The following is a 19,547-nucleotide window of genomic DNA, read 5'->3' on the forward strand; positions in this document are numbered from 1 at the left end:
CGCCGGTGGACCCCCGGGTTGGGGTCGGGGACGGCGGGGCATGCTGGAGGGCGTGTCGCCATCACCGTCGGCCGAGCCCGAGCCGTCCGAGGACCGCACCGCCGGAGCCGACCCCGCAGCGGGCGCCACGATCACGCCCTACCGCGACGGGCCGCTCATCGTGCGCGGCAGTTTCCGCCTGCAGGACCAGGACGGCGCCGAGATCGACCCGGGGCGGGACACCATCGCGCTGTGCCGGTGCGGCAAGTCGGGGATCAAGCCCTTCTGCGACGGCTCGCACAAGCGGTCCGGGTTCTCGGCGCCGAGCGCGCCCAGCCGGCCCCGGCCGGCCGCGCAGATCCTGCGGGACGGACGCCGGGAGGCCTGACCCCGTGCCCGCCTGCACGGCGTCCAGCTGACCGACCACCGCGCTGGTCGCGTTGACGCCGGTGGTGACCGATCCGGTGCCGGCCTGGGTGCCGGCGATCTGCTCGGAGACCCGGCTGGTCGCCTCGGCGGGTCTCCCGCGCGAGTTTCCCGACCTCGTTGGCCACCACGGCGAAGCCCTTGCCCGACTCCCCGGTGCGGGTGGCCTCGATCGTGGCGTTCAGCGCGAGGCCGGTTGCGTTCTGTGACCCCGATCGCACAGGATGCGCGGGACGTCCTGCCCGGCGGGCTCCCCGGCCGGTGCCCGATCGGAGGATCCATGGATTCCGCGCTCACCGCCGTCGCGCTGCCGCTCGCGCTGGCCGTCGTCATGTTCGGGTTGGGCCTCTCGCTCACCGTCGGCGACTTCACCCGCATCGCCCGGCAGCCGAAGGCGGTCGTGGTCGCCCTCGCGCTGCAGCTGCTCGTCCTGCCCGTGGTGTGCTTCGGCCTGGTGCTGCTGTTCGACCTGCCGCCGCTGCTCGCGGTCGGGATGCTGCTGCTCGCGGCCTCGCCCGGCGGCACCACCGCGAACCTGTTCAGCCACCTCTACCGGGGTGACGTCGCGCTCAACATCAGCCTCACCGCGCTGAACTCCGTCATCGCCGTCGTCACCCTGCCGGTGGTCACCAACCTGGCGATCGGGTGGTTCGACCCGCCGGGCGCCGGCAGCCTCGGGCTGCAGTTCGGCAAGACGGTGCAGGTGTTCGCGATCGTGCTCGTCCCCGTGGCCCTCGGCATGCTGGTGCGCCGGTCGGCGCCCGGCTTCGCCGACCGCTCGGACAAGCCGGTGCGCATCCTGTCGGCGGTGGTCCTCGCCCTGGTCATCGTCGGCACGATGGTGGCCGAGCGGGAGAACGTGGGGAGCTACCTGCGCGACGTCGGCCTGCCGGCGCTCGCGTTCTGCCTCGCCAGCCTCGCCGTCGGGTACAGCGTGCCCCGGCTGCTCGGCATCGGGCAGCGGCAGGCGATCGCCAGCTCCTTCGAGATCGGCGTGCACAACAGCACGCTGGCGATCGCCGTGGCCATCAGCGTGCTCGACAGCGTGGAGCTGGCCGTGCCCGCCGCCGTCTACGGCGTGCTGATGTTCCCGGTGGCCGCGGCGTTCGGCTGGCTGATCACCCGCAACCGGGCTACCGCCCCGCAGCGCGACGAGGCGGTGCCGGCCGGGTAGCCGGGGGCGCGCTCAGGCCGCCAGGGCCGCCTGCCCGCGCAGGCCGGAGGCGCCGGCCTCCCACGCGCCGAGGAGGTGGTGGGCCGCCAGGCCGTCCATGGCCAGCGAGCTGGCCGCCCCGAACAGCACGTCGGGCAGCAGCTCCGGCTCCGCGGCGACCAGCGAGCCGCACATGTCCACCGAGGCGATCTGCTCGTGCACCGCGTCGGCCTCCACGTGCTCGTCGTAGAACACGGTGGTGCGCTCGTCGAAGCCCAGCCGGCGCAGCCCGGCCGAGTAGCGCCGGCTGGGCTCGGAGGAGGTCATCTCCACCGTCGCCAGGTGGCCCAGCGCCGCACCCCGCCAGCGGCGGTGCAGGCCGAACAGCGACATCGTGTTGACCGACGCGAACGCCACGGCCGGAGCCTCGTCCCACAGCGCCCCGTAGCCCGGGTCCAGCCCCAGGTCCCGCAGCAGCCCGGCGAACAGCTCGCTGTGCATCCGTTCGGCCGACCCGCCGCCGTACTCGTCGGCCTGGATCTCGACCATGGCGGCCTTGGCCCGCCCGGACAGCCGGGGGACGGCGAAGGTGTGCGGGTCGGCCTCCTTGAGGTGGTAGACCGAGCGGAGGACGAGGTACTCCCGCCACTGCTCCAGCGTGCCCTGCTTGGCCATGTAGGCCGAGAGCGAGGGGCCGTCGTCGGCGGCGATGAGCGCGGTGAGCTGCTGGTCGACCGGGTCGCCGCTGACGGCGACCTCGCCCACCAGCCCGCGCAGCCCGGCCAGGTGCGCCCGCTCCAGCCCGGCGCGCAGGCGCAGCAGCTCGGGGTGCCACTCCCACTCCTCGGGGACGCCGTCGAACCCGCGGTAGTGGAGCTCGTAGCAGATGGCGAGGCCCAGCTGCAGGTCGTCGTCGGTCAGCACCCCGGCGGGGTCGGCGTCCAGGCGGGCGGCGTACCCCACCGTCGCCGCCGAGAGGTCCGAGCCGCTGGTGAGGTCACGGGCGAGGGTGTCGCTGAGCGGGCCGCGTGGTTCGGGCAGGCGCATGATCGCCAGCATGCCCACCGGTGGCCGGTTCGATGCACCGGGAGGGTGTGATGTCACCCGGCCGGTCCGCGGGCGCCGGGCGACCGCGGGGAGGGGGAGCGGTGCCGTTCGAGTCCGACGACGTCGTGGTGCGGCGGCTGGACGCCGACCGCTGGGAGCTGGTCGAGCCGCTGGTGTACCGGGGCAGGCGCGACCGTTTCGTCGTCCCGGCGGGCTTCCCCACCGACTTCGCCACCGTCCCCCGGGTGGTGGTGTGGCTGGTGCCGCGGTTCGGGCGGTACACCGCCGCAGCGATCCTGCACGACTGGCTGGTCACCGCGGGCATCGCCGGCGGCGTGGTGACCGGCCGGGAGGCCGACGGCGTCTTCCGGCGGGTGCTGCGGGAGAGCGGCGTGCCGGTGCTGCGCCGCTGGCTGATGTGGTGCGCCGTCCGGTGGAGCGCCCTCGGTCACCCGCTGCGGGGCGACGGGTGGTGGCGCAGCGCGCCCGGTGTCGTCGGCATCTCGCTGCTCGCGGCGCCGGTGGTCGTCCCGCCGGCCGTGCTCATCGCCGTCTCGCTGACCGTGTACGGGCTCGCCGAGGCGGCGGTGGGCGTCGTCACCGGGCGCCGGCCGGAGGACGCCGGGTCGATGCGGACCTGAGGCGGGGCGGTCAGCCGGCCGCCAGGTAGGCGTCGAGAGCGGCGGCGAGCTGCGCGTGGCCGGTCGCGGTCGGGTGGACGCCGTCACCGGACATCCCGAACTGCGGCAGGTCGGAGAGGTCGGCGAACGCGTGGCCCTGCTCCGCCGCGACCCCGGCCATGGCCTCGAGGTAGGCATCCCACGCGGCCGCCGGGACGTCCGTGCGCGGCGGGTAGCCGACGACCAGCACCGACGGGTCCGGGCCGGCGTCCGGGCCGAGCAGGTGCGCGATCGTCGTGGTGAGGTACCCGCGGAAGTCGGCGGCGCTGAACCCGGCGACGACGTCGTTGTAGCCGAGCGCGACCACGACCAGGTGCGGCGCGGCGGCGGCGACGGCCTGGCCGTGCTGCGGCGCGGTGGGGCGGTGGGCGTAGTCCTCGGCCTGCCAGCCGGAGTGGCCGGCCTCCCACAGGCGGACGCCGGCGGCCTCGTCACCGTCGTACACGCTGATGCCCTCGACGAGCACCGTCCGGCCGCTGGTGTTGGTGAGCGTGACGGTGTGCGTGCCGCGGGGGAGCGGGGGCGAGGTCCAGCTGCCGCCGTCCCTCGGCGTCCAGTCGCTGCCCGTCGTGGACACCGGGGTGCCGGGCCCGCCGTCGACGGAGACGGTGACGGTGCCGGTGTTCCGGCTGCTGGCGTAGTGGAGCTCGAACGACGTGCCGGTGAAGGTGGTGGCCATCGAGTTGCCGACGCCGGAGGGCATGTGGTTGGCGCGCATGCCGAACCCGTACTGCGAACCCAGCGTCGGCGTCCCGCCGAAGGTGAAGCGGTCGGCCATGCCGCCGGCGGCGTAGTAGGCCGGCACGTAGCCCTCGCCCCCGGGGACGCCGGCCGGCTGGTAGCGGTCGCGCAGCAGCCGCAGCAGCACGTCCACCCACCGGTTGCCCTTCCCGACGTCGCGCCCCTCGGTGACCGAGTCGCCGACGACGACGACGTCGAGCGGGCCGCGCCCGGCGGCGCTGTCGGCGCGCGCGGCGCGGAAGGCGGCCAGCGCCGCGGAACCGGCCGGAGGTGTCGCCGTCGGGACAGCGGTGGTGGTGGGCGCGGTGGTGGTGGGCGTGGAGGTCGGCGCGAGGAGGGGGGAGGTCGCGATCTCCTGCGCCGCCTGCAGGAGCAGGGGGCGGTAGCCGGTGCCGGTGTGGATCCGCGAGGCCTCCTTCAGCGCCGACAGGGACGGGCTGACGCCGCGGTGGAGCAGGCGCGCCGCGTCGAAGTCGCAGGCGAGGTCCCGGGCGAGGCAGAGGTCGAGGACCGGCGGCGTGGCGGCCACGTCGCGCCCGCCCGGCTGCAGGGCGGTGCGCACGCCCTGCGCGGTCGCCGCCGCCGTGCCGCGACGGGTGGCGGCGGTCTGCGCCACGCGGTCGCCGTCGGCCACCAGCACGGTGGCGGCGACGCGCGAGAGCAGGGCCGTGCGACCGTCGTCCGCGAGCCGCGCCAGCGCACCGTGCAGCGCCATGGCGCCCTGCGAGTACCCGGCCAGGACGAAGGTCGTACCCGCGCAGCGGGTGTGCAGGGCGGTCATCTGCTCGACGGCGGAGGTCATGCCCTGGTCGACGCTGCGGGTGTAGGTCGCCAGGTTGCCCGTCCGGTAGCGCTCCATCGCCGCATCGCGCCGGGCGGGGTCGGCCAGCGCGGTCAGCTCGCTCCGCGTCGGGGTCAGCACGCCGATCGAGGTGGGCGAGTGCGCGACGGCCAGGCTCTGCACCGCGAGGGCACCGCCGTACCGGGCGGTGAGCTCGCGCTCCAGGGAGTCGGCGAAGTAGTCCGCGTTCGTCCCCATGCCGCGGTTGGTCGTCGTGACGGTGTCCGTGGAGCCGCGCGCCCCGACGATGGCGACGTCCGGGCAGTCGTCCGCCGCCGACCCGGCGGCGAGGGTGACGACGGCGGACGAGGTGAGCAGCGCGACGACGCCCACGGCCGTCAGCGCGCTCCGGCGTGCAAGGCCCACGACATCCCCCCGCGACCGGGACGGGCACCGCAGGACGGGAGAGGGCCGCCGGGTGCGCATCCACCTGAGGGTGCGGACGCTACGCCGCGGCGCGGTCCCCGGCTACGGCCCCGCGACCGGCCGGCGCGGGCCGCGTGCCTGCACCACCGTCCGCCCGCCCTGCGGACGCTCGTGCTGGTGCTGCGGGCCAGCATCGACCTCGACGTCGAGAAGACCGTGGCGATCGTGGCGGCGGTGCCGGCCGAGCCCCCGGTAGGGCCGCGCGGCGATGCCGGCTGCTGCCGTCGGCGCAGCACCTGGCGTGGTCCAGGTCCGGCCGACTTCACCACCGGGCGGAGACGGCCGGCGCCGGTGGGACGTCCTCCGTCCGGGAGGCCGGTCGTCCGGTCGCCGGATCCTGGGGCACGATGCCCTGCTGGACTGCGTACAGCGCGGCCTGAGTGCGCGACCGCAGCCCCACCTTGTTCAGGATGCTGCTGACGTGGGTCCGGGTCGTGCGCTCGCTGATCCCCAGCCGCGAGGCGATCTCCCGATTGGACATCCCGGCGGCCACCAGGCCCAGCACGTCGAGCTCCCGAGGGCTGAGAGCGCTCAGCGCGGCCCTGCCGGGTGCGCTGAATGCCCGCGCGAGTTGCCGGGAGACCGCCGGTCCGAGCGGCATCTCCCCGTGGTGGGCCCTGCGGATCCCGTCGGCCACCTCGTCCGCCTCGGCATCCTTGAGCAGGTACCCGGAGGCGCCGGCTTCCAGGGCGCTGCGGATTCGGTCCACCTCGCTGTAGCTGGTCATGGCGACCACCGCCATCCCGGCGTACCGCTGTGTCAGGAGCCGCGTGGTGGTGACGCCGTCCGTGCCGGGCATGACCAGATCCATCAGCACGACGTGCGGGGCTCGGCCCTCGGCGACCAGCGCGGCCACGAGGTCCACGGCGGCTCGGCCGTCACCGGCCTCGCCGACGATCTCGATGTCGTCGACCAGCTCCAGGTAGCCGCGCAGGCCCCGCCGCACCATCCCGTGATCGTCGACGAGGCAGACCCGGATCCGGTCGCCCCTCGGCTGGGGCTCGTTCATCGCGGACCGCCCGGTGGCTCCATCCGGGCCCGCACGGCCGTGCGGCTGGCGGCCGGCGGCAGAGGGACGGTGGCGGAGAGGCGGGTGCCCCGGCCGGGACTGGAGTCCACCTGGAGGACTCCGCCCAGCTGCCGGACCCTCTGGGCCATCGTGGACAGCCCCAGATGGCCGGGTTGGCCAGCGCAGGGGTCGAAGCCAGCGCCGTCGTCGACGATCTCGACCAGCAACCCTGGCGGCTCTGTGCGTCTACGTCCCAGCCGCACCGTCGCTCTGCTCGCCCCGGAGTGCTTGGCGATGTTCGCGAGCGCCTCCTGCACCACCCGGTACACCTGTTCCTCGACCTCGCAGGGCAGGCGGATCCGCTTCTTCGGCACCCGGACCTCGACGGCGATCCCGGTCCGTCCGCTCATTCCCTCGGCCTGCTTGCTGACCGCTGCCGCCAGGCCCTCCTGCCGCAGCGCTTCCGGGCGCAACTCGAAGATCAGGGCGCGCATCTCCGAGTGTGCCGCTTGGGTCAGCTGGCGCAGGTAGCTCAACCGCTCGCCCAGCGGTCCGTCGGCCGGCAGCCCCGTGCGTTCGAGCAGCAGCTGCGCGGTGCGGGTCTCGAGGGTCATCGAGAACAACGCCTGGGAGACGGAGTCGTGCAGCTCGCGGGCGAGGCGGTGACGGGCCTCCAGCGCCAGCCGTCGCTGCGCCTCGTCGAACAGTCGCGCATTCTCGATCGCCACGCCGGCCTGCGCGGCCAGTGTGACCACGGCGCGCTCGTCCCCCTCGGTGAAGTCGGTGCCGCCACGCTTCTCGGTCAGGTAGAGGTTGCCGTAGACCCGGCCCCGCACGCTGATCGGCACACCCAAGAACGAGGTCATCGGCGGGTGCTGCGGCGGGAAGCCGACCGACCTCGGATCGTCCTGGATGCGGCTCAGCCGCAGCGGACGGGCGTCGGTGATGAGCGCGCCGAGGATGCCGCGGCCGATGGGCAGGCGGCCGATCGCGTCACGCTGTTCGTCAGGGACGCCGTGGGTGATGAAGTCCTCGAGCCGGCCGTCCCCGCCGAGCACCCCGACCGCCCCGTAGCGGGCGTCGGCGACGTCACAGGCCAGCTCCACGATCTTGCTGAGCACCGCTGGCAAGGAGAGCTCGGATGCCAGCGCCAGCCCCGCCGCGATCAGACCCTCATCGCGGCGGGACGACGCGGAGGCGTCGGCGAGCAGTCGGGCGTTGTCCACGGCGGTGGCGGCCTGGTCGGCGACGGCAGCGAGGAACCGGAGCTCCTCCCCGTCCGGAGGCGCCCCCCGCCAGAACGTCTCGATCGCGCCGACGGCCTGGTTGCGGGCGATCATCGGGATCGCCACGATGCTTCGCCACTCCAGGTCGCCGTCGAGGTGTTCCAGCAACCGGAGCGCCGGGTGGTCGCGCTCTCGGTCGACCACCACCGTCCGCCGGCCGCGGAACGCGGACAGCGTGGGCAGGACCTCGTCGCAGAGGCGAAGCGCCCGCCGGACGCGTTCTGCGTAGTCACGCGGTAGGGACGCAGTGCCGGCACCCCGCAGCTGCGCCGGATCTCCCTCGAGGACGATCGCCGCGCACGCGCTCGTCTCCGAGGACCCCACCAGGCACTCGGCGACCGTCTTCAGCGTGGCCTCGAGCGTCTCGGCCCGCGCCACCCGGGTCGCGACCTGGCTCAGCACGGCCAGCCGGCGCGTCGTCCGTCGTCGCTCGATGACGTCCCGGACCGTGTGCCGGACCAGCGGCTGCCCGGGCACCTCCGACGGGTAGTCGGTGTTCTCGACACCCCCCGGCGCTGCGTCACCGGCCGAGGCGCTGGCGCGGAGCCGCGGGACCTGGCCCCCAGGCGCCGGGAAGCTCCCCACCGGACGATCGCACCCCGCACCGCGCGTTGCGCCGCCGGCCGGGTCGACGTGCAGGGTCTGCTGGTCGTCGGTCACCACGGTCACGGCGGCGGGGAGGCCATCGACCATCGCGACGAGGGTGCCGCCCCTGGACGTCGCCAGCCGGGGGTCGCACGCAGCAGCGGCACCCGTGTCGCTCGACCTGTCCACCGGCGACCACCACCCACACGGTCTGGTCTGCCCAACCGTACCCGGGCGCGGGGCCCCCGGTCCGGCCCTCCGCTGGTGCACGCTCTCGCTGGCGACCCTAGTGCGCGGGCATCTGCTGCATCGCCACGAAGAGGTAGGCGCGCTCGGCCCGCAGGGTCGGGCCCAGGTAGGCGCCGTCGAACCCCCAGGTGCGCGTGGCACCGTCCCCGACGCCGAAGTCGGTGGTGCCGGTGGTGGCGCGCAGCTCGAAGACCCGGGTGCCTTCCTCGATGCGGGACGGCGCGAGCGGCGGGATGGCCAGCGGCCGGTCGAAGGCGACCTGGCCGGTGGTGTCGGTCGCGGCGCGCGCCCAGGTCACCGCGAGCGCACCGACCGCGGCCAGGGTGAGGACGAGCAGGACGGGCAGCGCGCGCACGGCCCACCGCCGGACGGGGCGCCGGGGGCGGAGGGGAGTGGTGGCGCTGGTCATCGGGTCGCCGCCGTCGGGGCGGGGGTGGTCACGCGGGTGTCCCAGTCGATGTGGTGGTCCCACATCCAGCGCAGCGGGTCGCGGCCGTCGCGGAACAGGTGCCGCATCACGGTCGGCAGGACCAGATCGCGGACGGCGCGGCCGACCGGGCCGGCGGTCTTGCCGCTGCCGTTGCGGCGTCCCTGGGCCCGGATCCTCTCGACGCGGGTGCGGCGCAGCCGCTCGTAGCGGGCCAGGGCGGCCGGGGCGTCGGGAAGGTCGCGCAGGCACTGGGCGAGGACGACGGCGTCCTCGATCGCCAGCGCGGCGCCCTGCCCGGCCGAGGGTGACACGGCGTGCGCGGCGTCGCCGATGATCACCGTGCGTCCGTCGTGCCAGGTGGGCACCGACGGCAGGTCGTACGTGATCCAGCCGGTGAACACGTCGTCGGTCGCACGGACCAGGTCGGCGGCGGGAGTGCGGTCGTCGGCGTACAGGTCCAGCAGCCGGGCGCGCCACAGCGGGGCGGGCACGGCGGCGAGCTCCTCGGGGTCCGGCTCCCGGGCGGCCGGTGGGTTGGCGAACCACCAGACCTCGCCGTCGGGGGCCTTGGTCCAGCCGAAGAAGGCGCGGCGGCCGAAGCAGAAGTGGTTGACACCGGGCGGGCCGACGACGTCGACGCCGCGGGCGTAGCCGCCGGTGTTGAGGAACCCGACGTAGCTGGCGCCGGGCGCGGCGGGGTCCAGCAGCCGCCGGACGGTGGAGCGGATCCCGTCGGCGCCGACGAGCACGTCGGCGACCGCGGTGCTGCCGTCGGCGAAGTCCGCGCGGACCCCGGAGCCGGTGTGCCGGGCGCCGGTCATCCGCTTGCCGTATCGGGTGGGGATGCCGCGCCGCTCGGCCTCGTCGCGCAGCGCCGCGTACAGGTCCGTTCGGCGGATGGTGATCGCGTGCGTGCCGTCGGGCAGCGTGCCGCCGTTGGGCACGTCGGCCAGCACCCTGCCGCGCCCGTTGAGCATCACCGTGCGCGGGCTGGCGAAGCCGCGGGCGAGGACGGCGGTGTCCATGTCGACGGTGCGCAGGGCGCTGATGCCGTTGAGGCCGAGGCCGAGGAAGGCGCCCACGCCGTCGGCGCCGGTGGCGTGGGCCTCGTACACGGTCGGTTCGATGCCGGCGCGGTGCAGGGCGACGGCGGCCACCTGGCCGGCGATGCCGCCGCCGATGACGTGTGCGGTGCGAACTCGGGTCATGACGTGTCCGGTGCGATCGGGGTCCGGGGTCCGTCGGCGGCCGGTTCCCGGGCGAAGCGGGTAGGCCGCGCGACGGGGTCGACGCTAGGAACGCGGGGCCCTGCCGCCATCGGCGCGACGGCGCGAGCCGGCTACCGCATCGGCGGTAGGGCGACCGGCTGCGGCTGCTGCGATCGGGTCAGTGCGGCCCGACCAGCCCGGTCTCGTGGGCGATGACGACCAGCTGCGCGCGATCGCGGGCGTGCAGCTTGGTCATCGCCCGGTTGACGTGGGTCTTGGCGGTGGCCGGGCTCATGAACAGCGCCCGGCCGATCTCGGCGGTGCTCAGCCCGCGACCGACCAGGGCGACGACCTCGCGCTCGCGCGGGGTGAGCGCGTTGAGCCGTTCGGGCTGCCTGGGCCGCTGGTCGGGCCGCGACCGGAAGGTCTCCAGCAGGCGGCGGGTGACGCTGGGGGAGAGCAGCGCATCACCGGCGGCGACGACGTGCACCGCCCGGCGCAGGTCGTCGGGTTCGACGTCCTTGAGCAGGAACCCGACGGCACCGGCCCGCAGCGCGTCGGTGATGTAGTCGTCCTGCTCGTAGGTGGTGAGGACGACGACGCGTGCGGCGTCCGGCCGCCTCTCGCCGGCGAGGATGCGGCGGGTGGCCTCGATGCCGTCGACGACCGGCATGCGGATGTCCATGAGCACGACGTCGGGGGTGTGCTGCCGGGCCAGTGCGACCGCTTCCGCGCCGTCGGCGGCCTCGGCGACCACCTCGATGTCCCCGTCCCGTTCGAGGACGAGGCGGAACCCGGCGCGGACCAGTGCCTGGTCGTCGGCGAGCAGCAGCCGGACGGGGCGGTGACCGGCGCCCACGCCGGTCACCGCGTCCCCTCGGGCAGCGGGAGCGTCGCGGACACCCGGAAGCCCCCGCCGGGTCGGTTCTCAGCGGACAGATCGCCGGACAGCGCCCGGACCCGTTCGGCGAGGCCCAGCAGTCCGGCGCCGGGGTCCGAGGCCTCCACGCGGCCGGTGCCGTCGTCCTCCACGGTCACCTCGACCGCCGCAGGTGCCACGGAGACGCACACGGCCGCCCGGGACGCCCCGGCGTGGCGGATCACGTTGGTCAACGCCTCCTGCACGATCCGGTACACGGTCAGCTCCACGGCGGCGGGCAGCTTGCGCCGCTCGCCGCGTACCTCCAGGTCGACCGGCAGGCCCGCCTGCCGGACCCCCTGCACCAGGTCGTCGAGCCGGGCCAGCCCCGGCGCGGACCGCCGGGTCGGCTCCTCGTCTCCCGAGCGGAGCACGGCGATCGTCGCGCGCACCTCGGCCATCGCGTCCCGGCCGGAGGCGCGCAGGGTCGCCAGCGAGCGGCGCGCCTGCTCCGGCTGGTGGTCCATCAGGTCGGCGGCGGCGCCGGCGTGCACGGTCATCGTGGTGATGGTGTGCGCCAGCACGTCGTGCAGCTCCCGGGCGATCCGCATCCGCTCGCCGCTGACCCGGGCCTGCGCCTCGAGCTCCTTCTCGACCGCCGCCGCGCGCAGCCGCTCCCGGACCTCGGCCCGCAGCCGCCGCCGGGTGGCCACGCTGTCGCCGAGCAGGAAGGCGAGCACCAGCAGGGCGACGGTCACGGTGATCTCGAGGAACGACTCCCGCTCCACGACCGCCCGGTGCACCGCACCACCGCCGCCGAACAGCACGACGACCAGCACGGTCTCCCACCGCTGGCCGGCCGCGGCGATGCTGTAGAAGGCGACCATCAGCACCGGCAGCTCCGGCCCGCCGGGGTAGTCCAGCGCCAGGTAGACCAGCGTCAGCCCGACCGTGCCGAACAGCGCGATCCGTGGCCCGGACCGGCGCAAGAGCAGGGCTGCGGCCGCCGCGACGAGCAGGCCGACGGCGACCGCGTCCGGTGGCCGGCTGCCCGCCTCGCCGGCGGAGAACAGCGCCGCGAGCGACGCCAGGCCGGCGGACGCGGCCACGCCGGTGTCGACGGCGGCGGTCGCCCAGCGCGAGCCGATGCCGCGGCGGGTGCGGCCCTCGGGTGTCGCGGGGGGAGACGGTCGACCTGTCACATCCAGCCCTCTGCCGTGCGCCGGCCCCGGCCGGCGGGGCCGCGCGCGCTTGCCGTCCAGCCTAGGCCGGAACAGCTGCGGCACCGTCGACCCGGCGGCGCGACGGCGGTACCGCACCCGTCGTGTCTAGCGCGTGAGGTGGTACCGCTGTCGCGGTAGCCGGCGGAGGGTCGGCGGCCGGATCGTAGGCGGCGCAGCGGCGCCGGACGCAGCACGGCCCCCGCCAGGGGAATCCCGGTGGAAACCTGGCGGGGGCCGTGCGACGTGCAGGTCAGGGGCGGTGCCGCCCCCTCGGCTCAGATGTCGTAGTACATCGCGAACTCGTGCGGGTGCGGGCGCAGGCGGATCGGGTCGATCTCGTTGGCCCGCTTGTAGTCGATCCACGTCTCGATCAGGTCGGGGGTGAACACCCCGCCGTCGACCAGGTACTCGTGGTCGGCCTCGAGGTTGTCCAGCGCGGCGTCCAGCGACGCGGGCACCTTCTCGATGCCCAGGGCCTCCTCGGGCGGCAGCTCGTAGAGGTCCTTGTCGATCGGCGCCGGCGGCTCGATCTTGTTCTTGATGCCGTCGAGGCCGGCCATCATCATCGCCGAGAAGGCGAGGTAGGGGTTGGCCGACGGGTCGGGCACGCGGAACTCGATGCGCTTGGCCTTCGGGCTGTCGCCGGAGATCGGGATGCGGAGGCAGGCCGAGCGGTTGCGGGCCGAGTAGACCAGGTTGATCGGGGCCTCGTAGCCGGGCACCAGGCGGTGGTAGCTGTTGACCGTCGGGTTGGTGAAGGCCAGCAGCGACGGGGCGTGGGCCAGCAGGCCGCCGATGTAGTGGCGGGCGGTGTCGGACAGCCCGGCGTACCCGGTCTCGGCGTGGAAGAGCGGCTGCCCGTCCTTCCAGAGGCTCTGGTGGCAGTGCATGCCCGAGCCGTTGTCACCGAAGAGCGGCTTGGGCATGAACGTCGCGGTCTTGCCGTGGGCCCATGCGGTGTTCTTGATGACGTACTTGAACAGCATCAGGCTGTCGGCCGACCGCAGCAGCGTGTCGAACTTGTAGTTGATCTCGGCCTGGCCGCCGGTGCCCACCTCGTGGTGGCCCCGCTCGAGCTCGAGCCCGACGTCGATGAGGTTCTTCATCATGTCGGCGCGCAGGTCGCTCTGCTGGTCGTACGGCTCCACCGGGAAGTAGCCGCCCTTGGGGCGGGCCTTGTAGCCGCGGTTGGGGCCGATCCCGTTCTCGCCGGTCGTCGAGCCGGTGTTCCAGGAACCCTCGACCGAGTCGATGTGGTAGTAGCCCTCGTTGATCGAGGTGTCGTACCGGATCGAGTCGAAGACGTAGAACTCCGCCTCGGGGCCGAAGTACGCGGTGTCGGCGATTCCGCTGGCGGCCAGGTAGGCCTCCGCCTTCTTCGCCACGTTGCGCGGGTCGCGGCTGTAGGCCTCGCGCGTGATCGGGTCGTGGATGAAGAAGTTGACGTTCAGCGTCTTGTGCTTGCGGAACGGGTCCACGAACGCGCTGTTGGCGTCCGGCAGCAGCAGCATGTCCGACTCGTTGATCGCCTGGAACCCGCGGATCGAGGAGCCGTCGAAGCCCAGGCCGTCGCTGAACGTGTCCTCGCCGAACGTCGACGCCGGGATGGTGAAGTGCTGCATGACGCCGGGCAGGTCGCAGAAGCGGACGTCGACGAACTCGACGTCGTTGTCGCGGATGTAGGCGGCGACCTCGTCGGGACTGGTGAACATCGATCCTCCGGGTGTGGGCGGATTGCCGAACGGCACGCTACGAGCGGGGAGTTGCCCCGCCGTGTCCCGAGTGTTTCGGGGCGGTAACAACGCGCTGGGCGTGTCGCAGGCGGTGGCCACCCTTCGAGCGCGGGGAAGGGGTGGCCCTGTCATTACCCTGGCTGTCATGGTCAGTGATGCCGGACAACCCTCTCAGGCACCCGCCCGCGGCGCCTCCCTGGGGTTGCCGTCGAGCGGGTCGGGCTCGCTGGCCCCGTTCACGCGGCGGGTCGGCGGCTACCTCGTCGACGCCGTCGCCTCCGCCCTGATCGCCTGGGCGTTCACCGCGCCCGCGGGCCCGGGGAACTGGAGCCTGCTGGTGTTCGGCGTGCTCACCGTCGTCACCCTGGTGCTCTTCGGCCAGACGCCGGGGCACAAGGCCTTCGGCATGCGGCTGGCCCACCCGACGCCGGAGGCGCGGCTCGCGCCGTGGCGGGCCGTCGTGCGGACGGCCCTGCTCATGCTGCTGGTGCCGGCGCTGCTGGTCGACGCCGACGGCCGCGGGTTGCACGACCGGCTCACCGGCACAGCCGTCGTCCTCGAGTGAAGCGTCGGAACCCGGTGGACCGCTGAGCGGCTGGAGCCGCAGACTGCGCCGGTGATCGTCCGCCGCGAGCGCCCCGAGGACCACACGGCCGTGCACGCCCTGCACCGCGCCGCCTTCGCCACGGACCCCGCGACCGGCGTCGCCCGTGCCGGGACGGACGTCCCGGAGGCGCGCCTGGTCGACGCGCTGCGGGCGGACGTCGGGTTCCTCCCGCACCTGTCGCTGGTCGCCGTGGAGCGGGACGAGGTCGTGGGGCACGCGATGGCGACGCGGGCCTGGCTCGAGCCGCTCGGGAACACCGCGCTCGGGCTCGGGCCCCTGGGGGTCCGCCCGGACCGGCAGCGCGGCGGGATCGGCACCGTCCTGGTGCACGCGGTGCTGGCGGTGGCCGAGGCGGCGGGGGAGCGGCTGGTCGCGCTGCTGGGCGCACCGGCCTACTACCGGCGGTTCGGGTTCCGGCCGTCGGCCGATCTGGGCGTCACGCCGCCCGACCCCGCCTGGGGCGCGCACTTCCAGGCGCGCCGGCTGGCGGGGCCCCCGGTCGGCGGCACGTTCCGGTACGCCGCGCCCTTCGACCGGCTGTGACCAACGACCTCCCCGCCCCCCACCCCGCTCGGGATCTCGCGCCGGGACCCTGCAGGAAGGCCGTCAGCGGCGGCGGACCTGGCGCTGGCTGACCGACATCTGCCGGCCGCCGGGGAGCGGGCCGCCGGGCACCGGCATCTTCGGGCCGCCCAGCGCGCTCATCCGCCGGCCGAGGGCGTTGACCTCCGCGGCGCTCAGGTTGCGCGGCAGCTTCATCACGTGGGTGCTGAGCTTCTTCAGGGGCACCTGCCCCTCGGCGTCGCCGATCGTCACGTCGTAGATGGGGGTGTCGCCGACGACGCGGGCGATCTTCTTCTTCTCCTGCGCGATCAGGCCGCGCACCCGGGCGGGGGAGCCCTCGCCGACCAGGATGATGCCCGGGCGGCCGAGCACCCGGTGGACGGCGTCCAGCTGCGGGGTGCCGGCCACGCCGGAGGTGACCCGCCAGTCGCCGCGCATGCCCTCCAGCACCCAGGCGGCCGCGCCCGGCTGGCCCTCGACCTGGGTGTAGGCGGAGCGCTGGGCGCGGCGCCCGAAGACGATGAGCGCCGCGAGGGCGCCGAAGAGCAGCGCGAGGGGGATGAACAGGAACGGCGCGCCGAGCAGGATGCCGATCAGCTCGACGACGGCGGCGACCGCGACGAACCAGATCAGCATGACCCAGGGGAGCTTCGGGTCGTTGCGCCGGGTCAGGCTGTAGGCCTGCTTGATCATGCTGCCCTGGCTGCGCATCTTCTTGAGCCGGCCGACCTTGGGCTGGCCGTTCTTGTCGAGTTTCGGGGCCTTGCCGGCCTTGCCCGAGCTCGCGGCGGTCGCCCCCGAGGCCCGGCCACCGTCCTTCGGGGTGCGTCCGGCGGTGCCGCCCGGAGCGGTGGGGTCAGAGGACTTGCTGCGCGCCATGACCCCAGGATAGAAGAAGGGGCGCCCTGGCCTGCGCCACTCGCGGGCTCGCGCCGGGGCCGGGCGGCGCTCAGATGGTCGGGGTCAGCCCGCGGGCCGCGATCGCCTGCTGGTACAGCCGGCCGGCCCGGTAGGAGCTGCGGACCAGCGGCCCGGCCAGCACGCCCGGGAAGCCGATCGCCTCGGCGTCCTCCTGGAACTGCACGAACTCGTCGGGCTTCACCCAGCGGACGACGGGGTGGTGCCGGGGGGAGGGGCGCAGGTACTGGGTGATGGTGAGCAGGTCGCAGCCGGCCTCGTGCAGGGCCCGCATCGTCTCGACGACCTCGTGCGGCTCCTCACCCATGCCCAGGATCAGGTTGGACTTGGTCACCAGCCCGGCCTCGCGGGCGGCGGTGATGACCGCCAGGGAGCGCTCGAACCGGAACCCGGGGCGGATGCGCTTGAAGATCCGCGGGACGGTCTCGACGTTGTGGGCCAGCACCTCCGGCCGGGACGAGAACACCTCGGCGAGCTGGTCGGCGTCGGCGTTGAAATCGGGGATCAGCAGCTCGACGCCGCAGCCGGGCAGCTGGGCGTGGATCTGGCGCACCGTCTCGGCGTAGAGCCAGGCCCCGCCGTCGGGAAGGTCGTCGCGGGCCACACCGGTGACGGTGGCGTACTTCAGGCCCATCGTGGCGACGCTCTCCGCGACGCGGCGGGGCTCGTCGGCGTCGAAGTCGGCGGGCTTGCCGGTGTCGATCTGGCAGAAGTCGCACCGCCGGGTGCACTGGTCGCCCCCGATGAGGAACGTGGCCTCCCGGTCCTCCCAGCACTCGTAGATGTTGGGGCAGCCGGCCTCTTCGCAGACGGTGTGCAGGCCCTCGCGGCGCACCAGCGACTTGAGCTCGGTGTACTCGGGACCCGTCTTCAGCCGCGTCTTGATCCACTCGGGCTTGCGCTCGATCGGGACCTGGCTGTTGCGCACCTCCAGGCGCAGCAGCTTGCGGCCGGCGGGCTCGATCCGGGAGTCCTGGACGGGGGTCTGCTCAGGGTTCCTCGCCGGTGCCTCGCTCATGATCCCCACCGTACTCGCGCAGACGCCGCAGCCCCCGTCGCGCGAGGCGGCGGGGGCTGCGGCGGTGGACCGTGGATCGGTCAGACCTGGCGGTCGTCCGGTCCGGCGGTCGGACCCTCGGTGGCACCGCCGCCGGAGCTGAACGGCTCCGGGGTGTTCTTGATGTCCTCGCTCGCGCTGTCGGCGCCGTCCCCGTCGACGAACTGGGCGTCGCGGACGCCCATGTCCGACTCCGGCGGCGCGGAGTCGCCGGTGGTGTCGGCGGTGGACACGGTCTTGCCGGAGTCGCTGGAACTCGGGGAACTGGGCACGGGGTCCTCTCGGTAGCTGGGCACCGGGCCGTCACCGGCCGGAGCGGGCGTCCACGACTCCTGCTTGCTGCGCCGGAGGAGGACGAAGGCAGCGGTACCCGCGGCCAGCAGTGCCAACACCCACGGCCAGCGGCGGGGCTCGGGCTCCACGCCCGCCCGGCGCTTGACGGCGGTGGCGGTGGCCAGCGCCGCCTTCTCGAACTCACGCCGCTTCTTCCCGGCGTCCTTCCGGGCCCTCTTCGCGGCCTTGCGCGCCTTGCGGGAGGACTCCGCGGCCGCGGCTGCGAGCTCGGCGCGGCGCGCGTCGAGCTCGCTGCGGGCGCTGTCGACGCCGGCGAGGAGCGTGCCGCGGGCGCTCTCCAGGGCGGGCGACACCGCGTCGCGGGCCGCGACGACCCGCGGGGTGGCGTAGGCCAGCGCCGCGGCCTGCGCCGCGGTCAGCCGCGGGCCGACGTCCTCCCTCAGGGCCTTCTGGGCCGCCTCCACCCGGGGGGCGAGGTCGGCGGCGGCCCGGTTGGCGGCCGCCTGCGCCGACACGACCGCGGCGGCGACCCTGGGAGCCGCGGCCTCGCGGGCGGCGTCGACACGGGGGCCGAACGCCTCGCGGGCGGCGTCGACCCGCGGGCCGAGGGCGTCACGGGCGGACTCCACCCGCGGGCCGAGCGTGTCGCGTGCGGAGGCGACGGCCGGGGCGGCGACGGCGGCCGCGGCGGCCACCTTCGGCGCGACGGCCCGCTGGGCGGCCTCCACGCGTGGGGCTAGTTGTTCGGCGGCGGCGCGACCCGCCTCGGTCACCGCCGTCCCGAGGTGGGACAGGCCTTCCTGCACTTCGGCGCTGATGATCTCGCCGCGCGTCTTCTTGCGGAACACGTGCTGCACCTCCGAGTTGACGTCTGGCGGTCATCCTGCCCGGTCCGGCCGGTGAGCACACCCCGAGACGCAGCCGGACGAGCGACCAGGGGCGGTCCTGGTTACGGTCCGGCGGTGCTGTTGCGCATCTTCACCGAACCGCAGATGGGCGCCACCTACGACGACCTGCTGGCCGTCGCCCGGCGCACGGAGGAGACCGGCTTCGACGCCTTCTTCCGTTCCGACCACTACCTGACCATGGGGGGCGACGGCCTGCCCGGGCCCACCGACGCCTGGGTCACGCTGGCCGGGCTCGCCCGGGAGACCAGCCGGATCCGGCTGGGCACCCTGATGACCGCCGGCACCTTCCGGCTGCCCGGTCCGCTGGCGATCTCCGTCGCCCAGGTCGACGCGATGAGCGGCGGCCGGGTGGAGCTGGGCATCGGCTCGGGCTGGTTCGAGGCCGAGCACACCGCCTACGGCATCCCGTTCCCGCCCCTGGGGGAGCGGTTCGACCGGTACGAGGAGCAGCTCGCCGTCATCACCGGGCTGTGGGGGACGCCCGTCGGCGGCACCTTCGACTTCGACGGGCAGCACTACCAGCTCTCCGGTTCCCCGGCGCTGCCCAAGCCCGTGCAGGAGGGCGGGGTGCCGGTCCTGGTCGGTGGCCGGGGGAAGCGGCGCACCCCGCGGCTGGCGGCCCGGTACGCGCGCGAGTTCAACGTGCCGTTCATGCCCGCCGACGAGAACGCCCGCCTCTTCGCCGGGGTGCGCGAGGCCTGCGAGGAGGCCGGTCGCGACCCGTCGTCCATGGTGTTCAGCTCGGCCCTGGTGCTCTGCGTCGGCCGGGACGAGGCCGAGCTCGCGCGCCGCGCGGCGGCGATCGGGCGCGACGTCGACGAGCTCCGCGAGCACGGCGTCGCCGGTACCCCGGCGGAGGCGGTCGAGGTCCTGGGCCGCTACGCCGAGGCGGGGGCCCAGCGGGTGTACCTGCAGGTGCTCGACCTCGCCGACCTGGACCACCTGGACCTGGTGGCGGGCGAGGTGGCGCCCCAGCTGCGCTGAGGCGCCACCCGCGCGGCCTACGGCCGCCGGCCGTGCGTCAGCGCGTGCATCGGCGTGAGCTGCTCCGAGCCCGGGTCGACCCCGCACGGGGACGTCGGGAGGTGCCCGCCATGCCCTCGCAGTACGGCCAGTTCTGCCCGGTGGCCAAGGCCGTGGAGCTGCTCGACGAGCGGTGGACCCTGCTCGTCGTCCGTGAGCTCATGCTGGGGAGCCGGCACTTCAACGCCCTCCGCCGCGGCCTGCCGCGGATGTCGCCGGCGCTGCTGTCGAAGCGGCTGCACATGCTCGTCCGGGCCGGCGTCGTGGAACCCCCGCCCGGTCACCCGCACGCCGGCTGCCC

At 74.6% G+C, this 19,547-nt stretch carries 18 protein-coding genes and 2 pseudogenes; 7 read left to right on the forward strand and 13 right to left on the reverse strand.

The window, feature by feature from the left end; genetic code table 11:
* The first annotated feature begins 40 nt into the window (after positions 1-40).
* Positions 41-367 carry a CDGSH iron-sulfur domain-containing protein gene (locus tag E9549_RS06170; protein WP_236825668.1) on the forward strand — a complete coding sequence of 109 codons (327 nt, stop codon included), beginning with the start codon at positions 41-43 and terminating at the stop codon, positions 365-367.
* A gap of 116 nt (positions 368-483) precedes the next feature.
* Here the strand turns inward: E9549_RS06170 and E9549_RS06175 are convergent.
* Positions 484-599: pseudogene (locus E9549_RS06175) on the reverse strand (methyl-accepting chemotaxis protein); the annotation flags it as partial.
* 86 nt (positions 600-685) lie between these two features.
* On the opposite strand from E9549_RS06175, the gene E9549_RS06180 reads away from it, so the two are divergent.
* Positions 686-1,579, forward strand: a complete 894-nt coding sequence (locus E9549_RS06180) for a bile acid:sodium symporter family protein (protein ID WP_236825669.1) — start codon at positions 686-688, stop codon at positions 1,577-1,579.
* A gap of 12 nt (positions 1,580-1,591) precedes the next feature.
* Here E9549_RS06180 and E9549_RS06185 read toward each other — a convergent pair whose 3' ends face one another.
* Positions 1,592-2,605: an iron-containing redox enzyme family protein gene (locus E9549_RS06185; protein WP_236825670.1), complete on the reverse strand. Its 1,014-nt coding sequence runs from the start codon at positions 2,603-2,605 to the stop codon at positions 1,592-1,594.
* Between the two features lie 101 nt (positions 2,606-2,706).
* Here E9549_RS06185 and E9549_RS06190 point away from each other — a divergent pair, with 101 nt between their 5' ends.
* Entirely contained in the window at positions 2,707-3,246 is a 540-nt protein-coding gene (locus E9549_RS06190) for a DUF1353 domain-containing protein (protein WP_236825671.1), read from the forward strand.
* A gap of 10 nt (positions 3,247-3,256) precedes the next feature.
* Here the strand turns inward: E9549_RS06190 and E9549_RS06195 are convergent, their stop codons facing one another.
* From E9549_RS06195 to glnA, 8 genes are all read right to left on the reverse strand, one after another.
* Positions 3,257-5,233, reverse strand: coding sequence for a GDSL-type esterase/lipase family protein (locus E9549_RS06195; RefSeq protein WP_236825672.1), 1,977 nt, complete (start codon positions 5,231-5,233; stop codon positions 3,257-3,259).
* 322 nt (positions 5,234-5,555) lie between these two features.
* The gene (locus E9549_RS06200; protein WP_236825673.1) at positions 5,556-6,302 is read right to left on the reverse strand and encodes a response regulator transcription factor; all 747 of its coding nucleotides are present in this window, start codon (positions 6,300-6,302) and stop codon (positions 5,556-5,558) included.
* Complete coding sequence (locus E9549_RS06205) at positions 6,299-8,281, reverse strand: GAF domain-containing sensor histidine kinase (protein ID WP_236825674.1); 1,983 nt, start codon at positions 8,279-8,281, stop codon at positions 6,299-6,301. The genes E9549_RS06200 and E9549_RS06205 overlap by 4 nt, the downstream gene beginning before the upstream one ends.
* Before the next feature lie 178 nt (positions 8,282-8,459).
* Entirely contained in the window at positions 8,460-8,777 is a 318-nt protein-coding gene (locus E9549_RS06210; RefSeq protein ID WP_236825675.1) for a hypothetical protein, read from the reverse strand.
* A 50-nt stretch (positions 8,778-8,827) separates the two neighbouring features.
* Positions 8,828-10,060: an NAD(P)/FAD-dependent oxidoreductase gene (locus tag E9549_RS06215; protein WP_236825676.1), complete on the reverse strand. Its 1,233-nt coding sequence runs from the start codon at positions 10,058-10,060 to the stop codon at positions 8,828-8,830.
* Between the two features lie 178 nt (positions 10,061-10,238).
* Positions 10,239-10,928, reverse strand: a complete 690-nt coding sequence (locus E9549_RS06220) for a response regulator transcription factor (RefSeq protein WP_308113059.1) — start codon at positions 10,926-10,928, stop codon at positions 10,239-10,241.
* Positions 10,925-12,121 (reverse strand): sensor histidine kinase, encoded by a 1,197-nt coding sequence (locus E9549_RS24060; protein WP_236825677.1) that lies wholly within the window; start codon positions 12,119-12,121, stop codon positions 10,925-10,927. The genes E9549_RS06220 and E9549_RS24060 overlap by 4 nt, the downstream gene beginning before the upstream one ends.
* Before the next feature lie 296 nt (positions 12,122-12,417).
* Positions 12,418-13,854, reverse strand: a complete 1,437-nt coding sequence (gene glnA / locus E9549_RS06230) for a type I glutamate--ammonia ligase (RefSeq protein ID WP_236825678.1) — start codon at positions 13,852-13,854, stop codon at positions 12,418-12,420.
* Positions 13,855-14,020: 166 nt separating this feature from the next.
* Between glnA and E9549_RS06235 the strand changes: the two genes are divergently transcribed.
* Both E9549_RS06235 and E9549_RS06240 read left to right on the forward strand, forming a co-directional pair.
* Positions 14,021-14,440, forward strand: coding sequence for an RDD family protein (locus tag E9549_RS06235; RefSeq protein ID WP_236825679.1), 420 nt, complete (start codon positions 14,021-14,023; stop codon positions 14,438-14,440).
* 51 nt (positions 14,441-14,491) lie between these two features.
* Complete coding sequence (locus E9549_RS06240) at positions 14,492-15,025, forward strand: GNAT family N-acetyltransferase (protein ID WP_236825680.1); 534 nt, start codon at positions 14,492-14,494, stop codon at positions 15,023-15,025.
* Positions 15,026-15,088: 63 nt separating this feature from the next.
* Here E9549_RS06240 and E9549_RS06245 read toward each other — a convergent pair whose 3' ends face one another.
* From E9549_RS06245 to E9549_RS06255, 3 genes are all read right to left on the reverse strand, one after another.
* Positions 15,089-15,925 carry a DUF4191 domain-containing protein gene (locus E9549_RS06245; protein WP_236825681.1) on the reverse strand — a complete coding sequence of 279 codons (837 nt, stop codon included), beginning with the start codon at positions 15,923-15,925 and terminating at the stop codon, positions 15,089-15,091.
* 70 nt (positions 15,926-15,995) lie between these two features.
* Positions 15,996-16,982, reverse strand: a complete 987-nt coding sequence (gene lipA, locus E9549_RS06250) for a lipoyl synthase (protein WP_236825682.1) — start codon at positions 16,980-16,982, stop codon at positions 15,996-15,998.
* 80 nt (positions 16,983-17,062) lie between these two features.
* On the reverse strand, positions 17,063-18,163 hold the full coding sequence (locus E9549_RS06255) for a hypothetical protein (protein ID WP_236825683.1): 1,101 nt from the start codon (positions 18,161-18,163) through the stop codon (positions 17,063-17,065).
* Between the two features lie 114 nt (positions 18,164-18,277).
* Between E9549_RS06255 and E9549_RS06260 the strand changes: the two genes are divergently transcribed.
* Entirely contained in the window at positions 18,278-19,207 is a 930-nt protein-coding gene (locus E9549_RS06260; RefSeq protein ID WP_236825684.1) for an LLM class F420-dependent oxidoreductase, read from the forward strand.
* Between the two features lie 110 nt (positions 19,208-19,317).
* A pseudogene (locus E9549_RS24450) lies at positions 19,318-19,503 on the forward strand (winged helix-turn-helix transcriptional regulator); the annotation flags it as partial.
* Positions 19,504-19,547: the final 44 nt, after the last annotated feature.

The sequence above is a fragment of the Blastococcus sp. MG754426 genome, from assembly GCF_021699055.1.
Lineage (GTDB): Bacteria > Actinomycetota > Actinomycetes > Mycobacteriales > Geodermatophilaceae > Blastococcus.